This window comes from Clostridium frigidicarnis (genome assembly GCF_900111985.1).
In the GTDB taxonomy this organism is placed as follows: Bacteria; Bacillota; Clostridia; order Clostridiales; family Clostridiaceae; genus Clostridium_Z; species Clostridium_Z frigidicarnis.
In genome coordinates this window covers 1-16711 of record NZ_FOKI01000026.1, presented here as the reverse complement: position 1 = coordinate 16711, position 16711 = coordinate 1, and the positions used below count along the sequence as shown (strand labels likewise).

The 16711-nt window shown below is 30.1% G+C and carries 12 protein-coding genes; 2 read left to right on the top strand and 10 right to left on the bottom strand.

What is annotated here, in order from left to right:
* Positions 1-119 precede the first annotated feature (119 nt).
* Together BM119_RS13770 and BM119_RS13765 are read right to left on the bottom strand one after the other, a co-directional pair.
* On the bottom strand, positions 120-1010 hold the full coding sequence (locus BM119_RS13770; RefSeq protein ID WP_090042321.1) for a chemotaxis protein: 891 nt from the start codon (positions 1008-1010) through the stop codon (positions 120-122).
* A gap of 447 nt (positions 1011-1457) precedes the next feature.
* A complete protein-coding gene (locus tag BM119_RS13765; RefSeq protein WP_090042320.1) occupies positions 1458-3503 on the bottom strand; it encodes a methyl-accepting chemotaxis protein in 2046 nt (681 codons plus the stop codon).
* 313 nt (positions 3504-3816) lie between these two features.
* Here BM119_RS13765 and cutA point away from each other — a divergent pair, with 313 nt between their 5' ends.
* Positions 3817-4137, top strand: coding sequence for a divalent cation tolerance protein CutA (gene cutA / locus BM119_RS13760; RefSeq protein ID WP_090042319.1), 321 nt, complete (start codon positions 3817-3819; stop codon positions 4135-4137).
* Between the two features lie 78 nt (positions 4138-4215).
* Here the strand turns inward: cutA and BM119_RS13755 are convergent, their stop codons facing one another.
* The 8 genes from BM119_RS13755 to ssnA all read right to left on the bottom strand — a co-directional run bounded on the left by BM119_RS13755 (position 4216) and on the right by ssnA (position 16339).
* The gene (locus BM119_RS13755) at positions 4216-5898 is read right to left on the bottom strand and encodes an ABC-ATPase domain-containing protein (RefSeq protein ID WP_090042318.1); all 1683 of its coding nucleotides are present in this window, start codon (positions 5896-5898) and stop codon (positions 4216-4218) included.
* 39 nt (positions 5899-5937) lie between these two features.
* Positions 5938-7698, bottom strand: coding sequence for a sigma-54-dependent Fis family transcriptional regulator (locus tag BM119_RS13750; RefSeq protein ID WP_090042317.1), 1761 nt, complete (start codon positions 7696-7698; stop codon positions 5938-5940).
* 418 nt (positions 7699-8116) lie between these two features.
* Complete coding sequence (locus BM119_RS13745) at positions 8117-8494, bottom strand: RidA family protein (protein WP_090042353.1); 378 nt, start codon at positions 8492-8494, stop codon at positions 8117-8119.
* 26 nt (positions 8495-8520) lie between these two features.
* Positions 8521-11079: a selenium-dependent xanthine dehydrogenase gene (gene xdh / locus BM119_RS13740; protein ID WP_090042316.1), complete on the bottom strand. Its 2559-nt coding sequence runs from the start codon at positions 11077-11079 to the stop codon at positions 8521-8523.
* A 2-nt stretch (positions 11080-11081) separates the two neighbouring features.
* Positions 11082-12479, bottom strand: a complete 1398-nt coding sequence (hydA, locus tag BM119_RS13735) for a dihydropyrimidinase (protein ID WP_090042315.1) — start codon at positions 12477-12479, stop codon at positions 11082-11084.
* Between the two features lie 21 nt (positions 12480-12500).
* Positions 12501-13589, bottom strand: a complete 1089-nt coding sequence (locus BM119_RS13730; protein ID WP_090042314.1) for a 4Fe-4S binding protein — start codon at positions 13587-13589, stop codon at positions 12501-12503.
* 26 nt (positions 13590-13615) lie between these two features.
* Positions 13616-14992, bottom strand: a complete 1377-nt coding sequence (locus BM119_RS13725) for a nucleobase:cation symporter-2 family protein (protein ID WP_090042313.1) — start codon at positions 14990-14992, stop codon at positions 13616-13618.
* Between the two features lie 18 nt (positions 14993-15010).
* Entirely contained in the window at positions 15011-16339 is a 1329-nt protein-coding gene (ssnA, locus tag BM119_RS13720; RefSeq protein WP_090042312.1) for a putative aminohydrolase SsnA, read from the bottom strand.
* A 121-nt stretch (positions 16340-16460) separates the two neighbouring features.
* Here ssnA and BM119_RS13715 point away from each other — a divergent pair.
* A partial coding sequence (locus tag BM119_RS13715; RefSeq protein ID WP_341465758.1) for an IS1/IS1595 family N-terminal zinc-binding domain-containing protein occupies positions 16461-16711 on the top strand: 251 nt, incomplete at its 3' end.

The following is a 16711-nucleotide window of genomic DNA, read 5'->3' as shown; positions in this document are numbered from 1 at the left end:
TCCCTATAATAAAAATGTAGTTTCATAGATTCTAATAAAAAGTCTAAAAAATACATTTTTATTTATTAATACTTATTTAAACTATATAATTACTTAACCGTCCCTATTACAGATTACTACTAAAGATATTTATCTATTGTCTCTACTAACTTATCTATTTCTGGCTTACTAAGCTGTACATCAGCCCCAACAGATAAACCCTTATGTCTTAATTCTTCTGTTATTAAAGATGAAAATATTACAACTGGAAGACTTTTCAATATTGGGTTTTCCTTTATTCTTCTTGTTAACGTATATCCATCCATTTGTGGCATTTCTATATCTGTAATTAATAGCTGTACTTCTTCCTTGAATTTATCTTTTTTATTATCTACTAGTTTTAATAAATAATCTAACACTTCTTTTCCATCATTAAAAATCTTAAAATCTCTAAATCCTGCCTTTGTAAGAGTGTCTTGTAATAATTTTCTTATAAGAAAAGAATCATCTGCTAAAATTATCTTTATATTTTCTCTTTCCTTATATTCAACATTAGAAATTCTTTCTTCACTTATTCCTGTCCTTGGGCTTATATCGGTTACTATTTTCTCAAAATCTAATAGTAATATTATTTTCTTATCCATTACAATATTTCCTATTACTAATGAACTGGCTGAAACATCATCAGGTTTTCTTATATCTTCCCACTTTATACGATGAACAGCAACTATATCATCTATATTGAAAGCAACTTTCAACTTATTAAATTCACAAACTATTATCTTAGAATTTTTTTCTTCACTTTTCTTCTTTTCTAAAATATATTTTAAATCCACTAATGTTAAAATCTCATCTCTTGATAATATTAGACCAGCTACTTCATTTGGTGTTTCAGGCAATCTAGTTAGATTGTCAATCTCAATAACTTCCTTTACTTTTATTACATTTATTGCATAATGTTTATTATTTACAACAAACTCTAATATTTCAACTTCCCCTGTACCTGATTCTAATAATATATTATTATTCATACAATCTACTCCTTATTAATTCCTATACTATGTATAATTTAAGTTCCTGAGGTATTTAATTTACGATGTAAGCAAACTCCAACCAAACTTATTTATAAATTTATAATCTATTACTAATACATATAATAAATAATGCGTTCAAATAAATTTAATCTATACTAAGTATATTCGTTCAATTTATTAAAATTTTTAGACTTATTGCATTAATAAAAAACATTGATCTTAAATATAACTATATTAGGCGTATGAAAAAAAATAACAAGTCAAAGATGCCATGTATATTTTGTGTCAGGCAATGAAGTGATATTAGTTCATTGCATACAATGGGCTAATATCACTGAAGCAGTATGATGCAAAATAGACTAGCATACTGACTTGTTATTTTTTGAATGTCCCTTATATAGATTAAATTTAATAATCAATGTTTTATTCTTAAGTTTTTTATTATTACATTTTAAATTTACTTAAGTTATTTTGGAGTTCTACAGACATCTTAGATAAATCTTCACATGCTTTAGATACTTCCTCCATAAATGCAGTTTGTTCCTCACTGGATGATACTACATTTTCAGTATAATTATTTACTTTATGTGATATTCTTTCGGTTTCTTTGATTGAGCTAGTCATAGTAGTTGTACTATTTACTGACTGTTTCAATAAATCATTTATATTGTTCATTAATGAAACAACACCAGTTGTGTTTCCTAAAATCTCTTTAAACGCATGTCCTGCATCATTAGCTAATGTAATCCCACCTCTAACTGCGTTTTTACCATCATTCATTGACTTTACAGCCTGTAAAATAAGGTCCTGTATATCACTTATTAATAATGATATGCTATTTGCTGCTCTTGATGTCTCATCAGCTAATTTTCTAACTTCTTCAGCTACAACTGAAAATCCTTTTCCGGCTTCTCCAGCTCTAGCTGATTCAATAGCTGCATTTAGCGCTAATAAATTTGTTTGAGACGATATTTCTGTTATAACAGAAATTATATCTCCAATTTCCTTTGATTTTTCTCCTAAATTATCTACCAATTGAGATGATGTAGATACTGTGTTATCTATACTACTCATTTGATTTATTGTTTGCTCAACAACACTATTACCATTATTGGCACTCTTATATGCAATTTCTGATACTTTTGTTGCTTCTTCAACTTTACTATAAACATTTTCAATACTTAAAATTAATTTACTACACTCTTTCTCAACATTATTATTAGCTTCAATTTGGAGATTGTTTCCTTCTGATACTTCCTTAATTGATTTATTTATACTTATAGCTGCTTCTTTAGTTTCATTAGCTGTGGCTGTTAACTCTTCTGATGATGCAACTACTTGCTCTAAATTTTCACTTACATTACTAATAATATGTTTTAAATTATCATTCATCACATTTAATGAATTACACATCTGTCCAATCTCATCCTCTGATTTTATATCTAATTTTTGTGTAAGATCCCCTTCTGCTATAGTTTTAGATAGTTTACTTACTGTCTCTATACTTTCACTTAACTTTTTTACAAACAATATAATAATAAATGAAATTATTATAGTTGCTACCATTACTGTAATAAGGTTATTTTTAAGTAAATTATTTAAGGGAGAGTATAATTCATCCTCAGATATATTTAATCCTACAATCCAATTAGTACCTGGAACTTCAGCATAATAAATACTATGCTTTTTACTACCATTATCATACTGACCCACACCATTTTTATTACTTAACATTTCTTTTGCAAGAATTGCTATACTTTTATTATCATCTTGAAGAATACTTTTAGTCATTATTTTTTCTTTTTCATTAGTAGCTACATATACGCCTTTATCATCAACTAAAAATGCATATCCTGTATTTCCTATTTTTACATTGCTAATCATTTCCTGAATACTGCTCAAGTTAATATCCCCACTTACAACACCAGTAAACTCCCCATTGTTGCTATGTATAGGTACAATCGCAGTAACCATTGCTTCATTAGTCAAGTTATCTACATATGGATAACTCCATCCAAGTCCACTATTTAAATTTTTACCTATTTTATACCATTCTTCTTGTGTATAATTAGAATCTCCATATTCATTTGTATATTTTATATTATTGTTTTCCTTATATGCAAATGGAGAAAATAATTCTGTATCTTTATTATACTTATATGGTTCATACCACACTCCAACTCCTGAAGTTTCATTGTTTGATGGCAAAATTTTATTTAATAAATTTTTATAAGAATCTTTTTCTAAAACACCTCCATTTGTTTCTAATAGATCTCTTGTAGTCTCTACTATTTTTCCATGAATGCTAAGCTTTTTATCAATATTTTCTAATAAAACGCCTATTTGACTTGTCATTTTAGTCTTAACTTCATTTGTAATTATTTTCTTAGAGTTATAATATCCTGTTAAAGATAAAATACCCATGGCTATAAAGAATAGGGGTAATAAAATAATTAAAATTTTACTTCTGATACTTTTAGATTTTTTCAATATACACACTCCTGTTATAAATTAGCATATCCTGTTTAATTATAACAAATAATTACAAAATCATCTACCAAATTCCATAATCAAAGAAATATTTTTAAAATTACAAATTATTTTCTACATATATCATGTACAATCCTTCTAAAAAATATTGACTTAACATTAAATGCTTATTAATTTAATATTTTTGTTATGAGTTTAAATAGTTATTAACAATATATATTAATATGTTTAATTATTAATATTACTTCACTAAACCTCATATTATGTAAATTTATATTGGGTTTTGAGTATACTTATATTAGAGGTGAATTTTATGGATATAATGAAAATTAAAGTTGAAACCTATATTCCTGAATCTTGTTTTGGTACTTTAGTTCAAGCTCTTAATAAAATTGGAGCATTAAAAATTGGAAACTATGATTCATGTATATGTTGTTATAAAGTAAACGGCTTTTGGAAGCCATTAGAAGGTTCTACTCCATTCATTGGGAAAATGAACAAACTCTCATCGGAAGAAGAACTAAAAGTGGAATTCAAATCACGCTATAGCTTAATGGAGGAAATTTACTCCACAATAAAACAGGTTCATCCTTACGAAGAACCTGTTATAAATATTTTTCCACTTTTATATTAACCATATTAAAAATAATTTTATGGGGGACACCCCCCTTTTTTACAAAAATAATTTATTCAAACATATTGTAAAAATAAATTATTTAATTTTTAGACATCTAAACCTATTTAATACTGCTAAAACTTCGTATTTCCTAGGTAATGCTAAATTTCCTATTGATCCTCTTGTAGCTACTATAGAATCTAATCCTTTTTCATCTATTAACTCATATATTTTATATACGCTATCTCTTAATGAACTTATATCATTGCACATATGAGCTTTTATAAATTTAATTATCTCTCCTATTGCTCTTGTTTGACTTATATCTACTAGTTGCTCTATTCCTTGAAGGTCGATTTCACAATCATTATACAATAATTTATTTAAAGAAAGTGTTTTTACCTTCACCCCTTTGTATCCATTAGGAAAAGATGTTTTTAAAAGTATTCTTGAATTTTTTATTATTAATTTTTCTTCAATAGTATTAAAATCAGCATCTCTTAATCTTATTGCTTTATCTGTAACATCTATAACATTATACTCATCAAGCATTATAACCTTATCTGCAACATTAAAATATTCTCCAGAACTTCCAACAACCAAAATTGTGGATATATTATTTTTATCATATAAAGATTTTACTCTATTTATAAAAGGAGTTATAGGTTCCTTATTATCTTCTACTATATATTTCATCTTTTCATCTCTTACCATAAAATTAGTAGCTGCTGTATCCTCATCTATTAACAACAGTTTTGATCCGCTATCTATGGTTTCAATTACACTTGCTGCTTGAGAAGTACTTCCACTTGCATTAAGGGTTGAGAATGTTGAAGTATCTTCTTTATTTGGGAGATTGTTAACAAATGGGGATATATCTACTTTTTCTATGTACCTTCCATCTTCTGATCTTACCTTAACTGCGTCATCTCTTGTAATTACATATTCCCTTCCATCCCCTAAAACATGATTATAAATTCCTCTCTCTATAGCTTTTAAAAGTGTTGATTTTCCATGATAACCTCCCCCTATCATAAGAGTTATTCCCTCTTTTATTGCCATGCCTTTAATTTTACCCTTATTAGGAACTTCTATTGTAATCTCCATTGTTTCTGGACTTTTAAATTTTACTGCTTTCTTTAATGGTTTGTCACATACTCCACTTTCTCTTGGAAGAATTGAATCATTGGCTAGAAAAGCAACAAAATTATTATCTTTAATATAATTTCTTATAAAATACTGGTCTTCACTTAATTCTACAGCTTTTTTCAAACTATTTTTATCCAAATTATCATAATATAAACTTTTATTAACTATAATTTTAAGTTGGTTGAAGAAAATATCATAAGCTTCCCTTGATAAAATTTTTCTTCCTGCAGCTGGTAATCCAACTTCTAACCTAGCTTCTATTATATTCTTATCAATATATATAGATGTTCTTTCTAAAACCTCTTCTCCGCACTTGTCTATATATAAGACTCCACTTTTTCCACTTCCCTTAGCTCTTTCATAAAGTCTACTAATATTTGAATAAAAGTTTCTTGAAACAAAATCACAAAGTGCTATCTTTTTATGTTTATTGTCATAAAGTTCATATGGTATTTTAGCCTTATCAATATGAACTCTAACCCTTATTCTCGAAGGTGATGCAAAAGGATCACCCTGTACATGATCTACAATTAAAGTATAGTCATTAAAATCATAAATTCCTTCTATTTCTTTGTATGCCTTATATCCCTTTCCATCTATAAATCTAAATATATTTTTCAAATTATCCATAAAACTATTTCCTTTCTTAAAATTATAATGTTACCTTAATCAATTATTCATTAACGTCCCCATTTTTTTCATATTATCTATTCTTCTATATAGTGTTGCAATTCCCATTCCTAATTTTTTTGCAGCTAATTCTTTCCCCTTTGTATCTGTCCCATACTTTTCCAAAGCTTTTCTTATATATGTTTCTTCTATTACTCTCAATGGAATTATTTCTTCAATATTCTCTTCTTCTTCATTATTATTTTTAAGTATTGCTTCTGGAAGAGTTTCTAGTGTTATAACTCCATCGCTTCCTGCCACATTTATTATAAACTCAACGGTATTTTCTAACTCCCTTACATTTCCTGGCCAGTTATATTCTAAAAGCTTTTTATTTGCCTCATCTGTTATTGTATGTACATACTGTCCAAATAATCTATTATATTTTTTTATTAACTTTCCTAATAATAATTCTATATCACCTTCACGTTCCCTTAATGGAGGTATTTCTATTGGAATTACATTTAATCTATAATATAAATCTTCTCTAAATTTATTTTCTTCTATTAGTTCTTTTAAATCCTTATTAGTTGCTGCAATAACTCTAATGTCTAAGTCTATTAATTTATTCGATCCTATTCTTACAAACTTTCTTTCCTGTAAAACTCTTAATAACTTAACTTGAAGATGAATAGGCATATCCCCAATTTCATCTAATAGTATTACTCCACCATTTGCTAATTCAAATTTACCCACTCTACCATTAGGATCTGCTCCACTAAATGCTCCCTTTACATATCCAAAAAGTTCACTTTCTAATAGTGAATCTGGTATTGCCCCACAATTTATTGCAATAAAAGGTGTTTTTTTTCTATCACCTTCTCCATGTATAGCTCTTGCTATAACTTCTTTTCCTGTTCCACTTTCCCCTGTAATTAACACTGTTGATTTTGAACTTGATATTCTTTTTATTTTTTCCTTAAGTTCAATCATTTTAACTGACTTTCCTATTATATTATTAGTATCTATAATACTTGTAGCTGCTGTAAGTTTATATGCTTCTTCCTTTATTTTTTTAACCATATTAAATATAAAAATTTCTTTATTTTCCCCTAAACTTCCATCACCCCTTATTTTTTTACCTATAACACTATACTTTCTTCCATTCGCATCAATCTCAAAAACCTGTTGTCCACCAAAATAATCATCTAAATTTTTAATGTTTATTTCATTATTTTCTATATCTGTAGAAAGTTTTAATTGTTTAAAGGCACTATTATTGAACTCTGATACAGAATCATTTTCATTAATTATCAGAACCCCATTTTCAATATTATTAATTACCTGATTTAAAAGTAATATTGATTTCTCATGCTCTTTTCTTTGCAATTCTTCTGAAATCTTAGATTTTATTAAATCTGCTATTTGATTTAGAAATTCTAAGTGTACTTCTACTTTACTTGAAAGAGATATCCGTTGCTCCTCAGTAAAACACACAAGACCTATTACTCCAACAATTTTTTCATCATAAAATATAGGAGTTGCTATTTCCATTGTTTCTTTGCACTTGTCCTTAAATAAACATCCTTCACATATTTTATCTTCTTTAGGGGTATTTACGATGTTTTGTTTTCCTGTTTTTAAAACTTCTAAATAGGCTTTACCCTCACATTTTATATTTACTTCACTATATATTCCTGTGCCACAAACTCTATTAAGATTAGAGTCCACAATTTCTACATCTACTTCTAGTACATTAGCTATGACTTCTGAATACTTTTTTACAGATGGTTGTATTTTTTTTAATAACGTTTCATCCAAATTATATCATCCCTTTTTTTAATTTTATCTGATGACTATGCCTCTATATTAACTTATCTAACCTTCAGATGATAGAAAGAACACCACTCCCCTAGAGGACTTTTATTTAAACTTGTAAGTTACAACCTCTCACTAGTTAAGCCGTCACTTTCAAACCAAATTTTAATAACCTATTATTTAAAAACTCTGCCTTTATCTAAAATCCACTTGATATATAATGTTTAAAATATATCTTATATATATTTTTCATAAATCCTTGTATGTTAAAATTATATCACATTTATTTCCATACAGAATCTAATTATAATAAGGCATAAAAAATTATCACTTTGATAAAATATCAAAGTGATAACATATAAACACATAAAATATTTAAAAGAAATTGTATGTTAAATTAAAATATACATAAATTTTCATCTTAATCTACGATTGCTACTGCCTCTATTTCTATTAAAGCATCCATAGGAAGTTTTGCAACTTGGAAACAACTTCTAGAAGGTGGATTCACAGAGAAGTATGTTGCATAAACTTCATTTAATGCTACAAAATCTTCTAAGTCCTTTACAAAAACTGTTGTTTTTACTACTTTATCCATAGATGATCCTGCTTCTTCTAATATAGATTTAAGATTCTCTAAACTTTGTTTTGTAGCAGCTTTAATTTCTGTTTGTAACTCCTTTGTTTCTGGATTTACTGGCAATTGTCCTGAAGTATATATATAATTACCTATTTTTACTCCTTGTGAATATGGTCCTATTGCAGCTGGTGCATTATTAGTTTTTATTGCTTCTTTCATCATTATTATTCTCTCCTTAATATATATTATTTTTTAGGTTTTCTATAGAATGTATCATCTAAAGGTAGTTTAGTTCTAAACTTTCCATCTAGCTTATAGTAAGCGCCTTGAATAGCTGGTGCCGTTGGTATACATGTTATTTCACCAACTCCTTTAGCTCCATAGGATAACTCATTAGAATTTTTTTCTATTATTATTGGATGAATTTCTGGAACAGTAGATGACCTAAATAATCCTAATGTTCCAAATTTAGCAGTTGGTACTCCATTATTTAGTGGATAGTCTTCTGTTAGACCGTATCCAAGCCCCATAACCACACCGCCTTCTATTTGCCCTTCTACATTTGTTGGATTTATTGCTCTTCCAACATCATGAGCAGCTACTACTTTTTCAACCTTTCCTTCTTCATTTAATATAACAACTTGAGTTGCATATCCATAAGCTACATGACTTACAGGATTAGGTTTTTCACTGCCCATCTTATCTGTTACCCCTAAATATTCTCCATAAAACTCTTTTCCCTCTAATTGTTCAAGAGTTAAATCTTCTAAAGCTTCACTAAGTTTTAAAGCAGCATTTCTTGTTGCTTCTCCTGTAAACACAGTTTGCCTAGAGGCCGTTGTAGTACCTGAATTAGGGGTTAATTTAGTATCTGGCCTTTCATGTATAACATTTTCTGGGCCTACTCCACATGTTTCACATACAATTTGAGTCATTACTGTTCCTAGCCCTTGTCCTATACATGCAGCTGATGTTCTAGTATGAACCTTGGAATCTATAACTTTTAATGTGCATCTTCCTATATCAGGGATACCTACTCCAACTCCTGCATTTTTAAACGCACATGCAATTCCAGCAATCTTAGCTTCCTCATATTGTTTTTTTACAGCTAAAAGAGTCTCTCTTAATGCGGTTCCTTCATCTGCAATCTGTCCATTTGGTAATACTTCTCCAGGTTTTACAGCATTTCTCCATCTTATTTCCCATGGTGAAATTCCAACCATTTCAGAAAGCAGATTTAAATTGCTTTCATTTGCAAAAACTGATTGAGTTACCCCAAATCCTCTAAATGCCCCCCCTGGTGGATTATTTGTATATACAGCTACTCCTTCTATGTCTATATCTTGATAATTGTAAGGTCCCGCAGCATGAGTACATGCCCTTTGTAGTACTGGTCCACCTAATGATGCATATGCTCCTGTATCTGAAATTATTTTAGCCTTCATAGCTGTTAATTTTCCATTTTCATCACATGCAGTTGTAAGTTCCATTTCCATAGCATGTCTCTTTGGGTGAGTCATTATACTTTCTTTTCTTGTGAGAGTCATTTTAACAGGCTTATTAGTTAAGTAAGCTAAAAGTGCTGTATGATGCTGACAGCTCATGTCTTCCTTTCCACCAAATCCTCCACCTACATATTCACTAACAACCCTTAATTTATCACTTTCTACTCCAAGTAATTTACTAATTTCTCTATGGTCATCATATATACTTTGAGTTCCTGTATGAAGTTCTAAATAATCTTTTTTAGGTATGCCTAATGCGGATTCTGGTTCTAAAAATGCATGCTCTGTAAAAGGCACTGAAAACTTATTAGTAACAACATATCGTGAATTTTGAATCTTTTCTTCTGCATTGCCTCTTTTAAGAACTTCATGAGCTAAAATATTTCCACTCGGATGAATCTTAGGGGCATCTTCTTTCATTGCCACTTCTGGGCATGTTAAAGGTATTAATTCTTCATATTGAACCTTTATAGTATTAATAGCTTTTCTTCCAACTTCTTCGCTTTCAGCTGCAACTAAAGCTATAACATCCCCAACATATCTAGTTTCTTCTCCTATGGCTATAAGAGCTGGCCAATCTTGTTTTAAATGCCCCAGAAACCTATCTCCTGGCACATCACCAGCCAAAACTATTTTTTCTACTCCCGTTAAATCTAAGGCTTCTTCTATATCTATATCCTTAACTAAAGCTCTTGGATATTTACTTCTAAGTGCAAATCCATAAAGCATTCCTTGTGTCTTAAGATCTCCTGCATATTTAGCTTCTCCTAAAGTTTTAGCTTTTGCATCTACTCTTCCAAGCTTTTCTCCAACTAGCCCTTTGCATTGAACCTTTTTAACTTCTTTATCTTCTCTTAAAATTTCTGCTGCCATCATAATAGCTTTTTCTATTTTTATATACCCAGTGCATCTACATATGTTACCCTTTAAAGCATTTTTAACTTCTAAAGGTGTTGGATTTAAAGTTTTGTTAAATAGCGCCTTTCCACTTATAACCATGCCTGGAATACAAAATCCACATTGTACAGCTCCCGATTCTGTAAAAGCCCATGCAAATACATCTTTTTCTCTTTCACTTAGCCCCTCTATTGTGGTTACTTCTTTGCCATTTACTTTTTCCATATTTAAAATGCACGCTCTCATAGCGTTTCCATTAAGAAGTATCATACATGCCCCACATGCACCTTCCCCACAACCATTTTTTACTGATGTTAAATCCACATCTTCTCTTAAATAGTCTATAAGTTTTTTATTTTCCTCTACTTTAACCCTATTTCCATTTAACAAAAACTCAAACATAACTATTTCACCCCATAACTACTTTTATTTCTCTTAATGTAGTTTCCTCTATGTTTGTTATCAAGTACTTTCCCATTAATGACCACTTTGTCTCCTCTTAAAAATACATACTCTATACTTCCTTTACATTGGATTCCTTCGTAAGGAGTATAGTCTACATTCTGCACCTGGTTTTTATAAGATATTTTAAAAGGTTTATTTTCATTTAAAACTACTATATCTGCATCACTACCTACCTGCAATTCTCCCTTTTTAGGGTACATACCAAATATTTTTGCAGGATTTGTAGATGTAATTTCTACAAATTTATTTAATGTTATTTTGTTTTCTAAAACTCCTAAATTATAAAGAAGTAACATTCTATGTTCTACTCCAGGTCCACCATTAGGTATTTTAGAAAAATCATTTATTCCTAAATCCTTCTGTCCTTTATAATTAAATGAACAATGATCTGTAGAAACTATATCAATATTTCCTTGTGATAATCCATTCCAAAGAACTAAATTATTTTCTTTTTTTCTAAGGGGTGGAGAAATTACATATTTAGCTCCCTGAAAATTTTTGTCTTCTTTCTTTCCATATAAAGATTTATCTAAAACTAAATACTGAGGACAAGTTTCCACAATAACCTTTGCTCCTTGTTTTCTTTGAAATTCTATTTCATCAAGACCTAATTTTGAGCTTAAATGGACTACCCACACTGGATAATCTATTAATTGACCGATTGATAAAAGTCGTCCTATAGCTTCTTTTTCTACCATAGGTGGTCTAACTTCACCATGATAAAATGGACTTAATTTTCCCTGACTTTTAAACTCTTTTATTCTTTCATCAATTAAATCTCCATTTTCACAATGAACACCAATTAAGACATTAAGCTCTTTTGATTTTTTTATGGCATTGTATAAACTTCCATCACTAACCTTAAGATTTTCATATGCCATATACATTTTAAAGGATGATATTCCTTCTTCTTTAACCATGTATTCCATTTCTTTTTCTATGTTTTCATTCCATTGACTAATACTCATATGAAACCCATAATCACAAAAACACTTATTGTAAGTTTTGTTTTTATATTCTTCAAGGGATTGTTTTAAGGTATTTCCTCTTACATGATTGACAAAATCTATTATTGTAGTTGTACCACCTACTATAGCAGCCTTAGTTCCACTTTGAAAATTATCAGCTGTAACTGTTATACCTACATCTAAGTCAAAATGTGTATGTGCATCAATTCCTCCAGGTACAAGATAACATCCTTTTACGGATATTATCTCATCTCCTGTAATCTCAATATTGGTACCTATATCTACTATTTTTTCATTTTCTATTCTTATATCTGCAATATAAGTCTCTTTAGATGTTACTATTGTTCCACCTTTTAAAACCTTACCCATATTGATTCTCCTTAAGTTCAGCTATTTATACTGTATTTTCAAAGCATTCTTTGGACATTTAGTTACACATAATCCACATCCAAAACACTTATCATTATTTATTTCTAGTTCATCATTAATTGTTATAGCTTCATAAACACAACTAGCTTTACATTGTCCACACTTTATGCAATTCTCTTTATTTACTGTTGGTGATATTGCATGAGTTCTAAATTGCCTTTCATTAGCCTTTTTATAAGCTAATCCTTTTATTTCATTTACATCTTTATATCCATGACTATCTAAGAATTCATTTAATTCTTTAGCTATTATTCCATATACTCCCGGTCCCTTTAATATAGCCTCTGTACAGACTTGAACTGCTGATGCTCCTGCCATTATCATTTCCGCTGCATCTCTTCCACAAGTTACTCCACCAACACCTATTATTGGAATACTAACAACTTGAGCCGCATCATATATGTTTCTTATAGCAAGTGGTCTTATTGGGGCTCCTGACAGCCACCCATATCCTGTTTTACTTCCCATTATTGGATATCCTGTTTCTATATCTATGGCCATACATGGTCCAAAAGAATTTATCATTACAAGACCATCTGCTCCAGCATCTTCTAAAGCTTTTGCTATTGTTTGAATATCTGTATGTGGACTCATTTTCATAAATACTGGACAATCAAGTGCTACTTTAGCTGCCTTCATTGCCTCTATTATTGGAGCAACATCTGTTCCTACATAATGAGTTGAAAGTTCAACTGCATCTGCATAAGGCTTTACCAGTGGTGCAACCTTACTTATTTGTTCAGCCGTATATCCCATGCTTACTATCATAGGAACTCCAGCCTCTTTAGCTCTTTTGTATTCCTTTTCTATCCATTGTTCCTTTGGAAGCTCTGACCATAACTCTGTATTTAAAAATCCTGCATTTGTTTTTGCCATACAAGGTCTTGGTACTGGTGCTGGATCAACTGATATTGTTTTAGTAACAAGTCCACCAGCTCCTCCCTTTACAGCTTCAACACAAAGTTCCCCATCTTTAGCTCCTGGACCTGCTGCTGTAAAAATCGGATTATTGAATTCCATTTCTAATATGTTTACGTTTAACTTTGCCATAATAATATTCCTCCTAATGTCCTATTCTAATTTGCCTCTAAAAATATTTCTTTCCCTTTAACTATTTCTTTGTTCTCGCTACCAATTACATTGAAAAATATATTTAATAAAATTGCTGTTAAACTTCCTGTTGTTATTCCACTATGGAACAATGTGTTAACCCATTCAGGAAAACCCTGATAGAAGTTAGGTACTGCTAATGGAATCATTGAAAGACCTATACTTACAGCAACAATCATTCCATTTTTATTTCCATCAAATTTAACCCCACCTAATGTTTTTATTCCACCTGATGCAACCATTCCAAACATTACAAATCCCGCTCCACCAAGTACTGGATAAGGTATAGATGCAAACATAGCTGCAAGTTTTGGAAATAATCCTAAACAAAATAGTAAAACTCCAGATGTTGCAACAACATATCTGCTTTTTATTCCAGTTAAGCTCACAAGACCAACATTTTGTGCAAATGCCGTATGAGGAAATGTATTAAAAATAGATGCTATAAATGTTGCAAATCCATCTGTTCTTAATCCTCTTGCTAGATTTTTATCATCAATTTCTTTACCTACAAGCTCATGAATTCCAATTATATTTCCTGTAGCTTCTGTCATAATTACTAACATTACTAAAAGCATAGAAATTATAGCTGTTAAATCAAACTTAGGTAGTCCAAAATGGAATGGAGGATTTATATTTATCAAAGCTGCTTCTTTTACAGTTGTAAAATCAGACATTCCTAAAAAAGATGCTATAGCTGTTCCTATTATTAGTCCAAATAATATTGCACAACTTCCCCATATACCCTTAAGAAACTTATTTAATGCAAGTATAATAACAAGAACTGTAAGTGCCATTATTATATTTTTAGGACTTGCAAAACTTTGAGATTGGGTATCATTGCCTGCTGACCATCTAACTGCAACGGGTAATAATGATAATCCTATTATTGTTATTACTGTGCCTGTTACTACCTTTGGAAAAAACCTTAATAACTTACTAAAAAACGGTGCCATTACAAATACAAAAATTCCAGAAACCATTACTGCCCCAAAAACCGTTGTTATTGCGGTGTATGGATCACCTTTATAGGTATTAGCTATAGCAACCATTGCATTTACTGTTGCAAAGCTTGTCCCTTCAACCATTGGTATCTTAGCTCCTATATGTTTTCCTAACCCAAGAGATTGAATTAATGTAGCAATACCAGCTACAAATAAATCTGCATTTATTAAAAACACAATTTCGTTTTGTGATAATCCAGCAGCATTTCCAACTATTAATGGAACTGCCACAGCCCCAGCACACATTGCTAAAACGTGTTGAAATGCAAATAATAAATTCCTTCCCATAGGTAATTTCTCATCAACTAAAGAAACCTTGTTTTCATTAGCCCCTTTCATTTAATACACCTTCTTACATTAGATTCTGTTCCATAAACATTTTGATACTTCTCTACATTTACTTAAAATTTGTTTTTCATCAATATTTTCAAGTTTCCTATTTTTCATAAGTACCTTACCATTTATTATGGTAGTGTCAACACTTCTTCCCATTACCCCAAAAAGAATGTGTGAATTAATGTTATTTTCGTTTATTGGTGTTAAAGAATCATAATCAACAATTATTATATCTGCATTAGCATCTTTATCAATTATTCCTAGATTTCCACTAAAATATTTTTCTGATATCTTTCTATTATTTTCAAATACCATCTTTGGTACTTCTAAAAATGCCACACTCGGATCACACAAATGATGTTTATGAATTAAATTTGCTGCCTTCATTGACTCAAACATATCTGATGTATATCCATCTGTTCCAAGTCCAACAGTTATTCCTCTTTTAATCATTTCTAGTGCTGGAGAACACCCTACAGCATTCCCCATATTTGATTCTGGATTGTGAATAACCATTGTATTGGTTTCCTTTAATAAATCTAATTCATGAGAATTAACATGTATACAATGTACAGCTATTGTATTATCCTTTAATATATTAAAATCATGTAGTCTTTCTACAACTCTTTTTCCATGTTGTCTAACACACTGATGTAAATCATCTATGCCTTCAGCAGTATGTATATGATATCCTGTATCCATTCCTTCCATTGCCTCTACACACATGTTAAGACTTTTATCTGAAAGTGTAAAACTTGCATGCATTCCAAACATACCAGCTTGCATATTGTTGTTATTGTTTTTGCAATACTTTATAAAATCTATGTTTTCTTTTATTCCCTCTTTTAAAATTTCTTCTCCATCTCTATCAGAAACCTCATAGCATAAACATGTTCTTATTCCTAAATCTTTTGCTACTTCTGATATTTGAAATAAAGATTCCTTTGCTACGTATGGGCTTGCATGATGATCAAATACAGTGGTAACTCCATACTTTATACAATCCATATATGTTGCATAAGCACTGTACTTAACATCCTCTAAAGATAATTTTTTATCTAGTCTCCACCAAAGATTATTAAGTATATCTAGAAAACTAGTTGATGGATTTCCATTTAAAATCATTCCTCTTGCAAAGGCACTATATATATGCATGTGAGTATTTATTATTCCAGGCATTATAAGTTTGCCCTCTGCATCAATAAATTCGTAACCTTTATACTTTTTCTTTATTTCTTCGGTTGTTCCATAGTCAACTATTTTTTCATTTTCTATAGCAATACATCCATTTTCTATATAAGGACACTTTGTATTTTGAGTTATTAATCTTCCATTGCCTACTAATAACATAGCTACCTCCTATTTACCTCTTCCGATCTGTTAAGTTATATGAACATTGATCTTCTCAACCTAAGGAAATACAATAAGTTTGCGAAACAAAATAATACCCCCTTAAAAGGAGAGAAGAACAATGAACAAAGCTAATATAAAATGTCCTCGCTGCCATTCTAATAAATTGTATAAGTTTGGTTTGAATAAGCAGGCTAATCAAAAGTATCAGTGTACACAATGTAAGCGTCAATTCGCCTTAGGCGATGGCGACGGATTACCTAAATTAAATTATCCTAAATGTCCTATGTGTGGTAAGGGTACATACTTACATCATTCTTATAAATATTACAATCGTTATAAATGTAATAATAAAAAATGTAATCATATAAT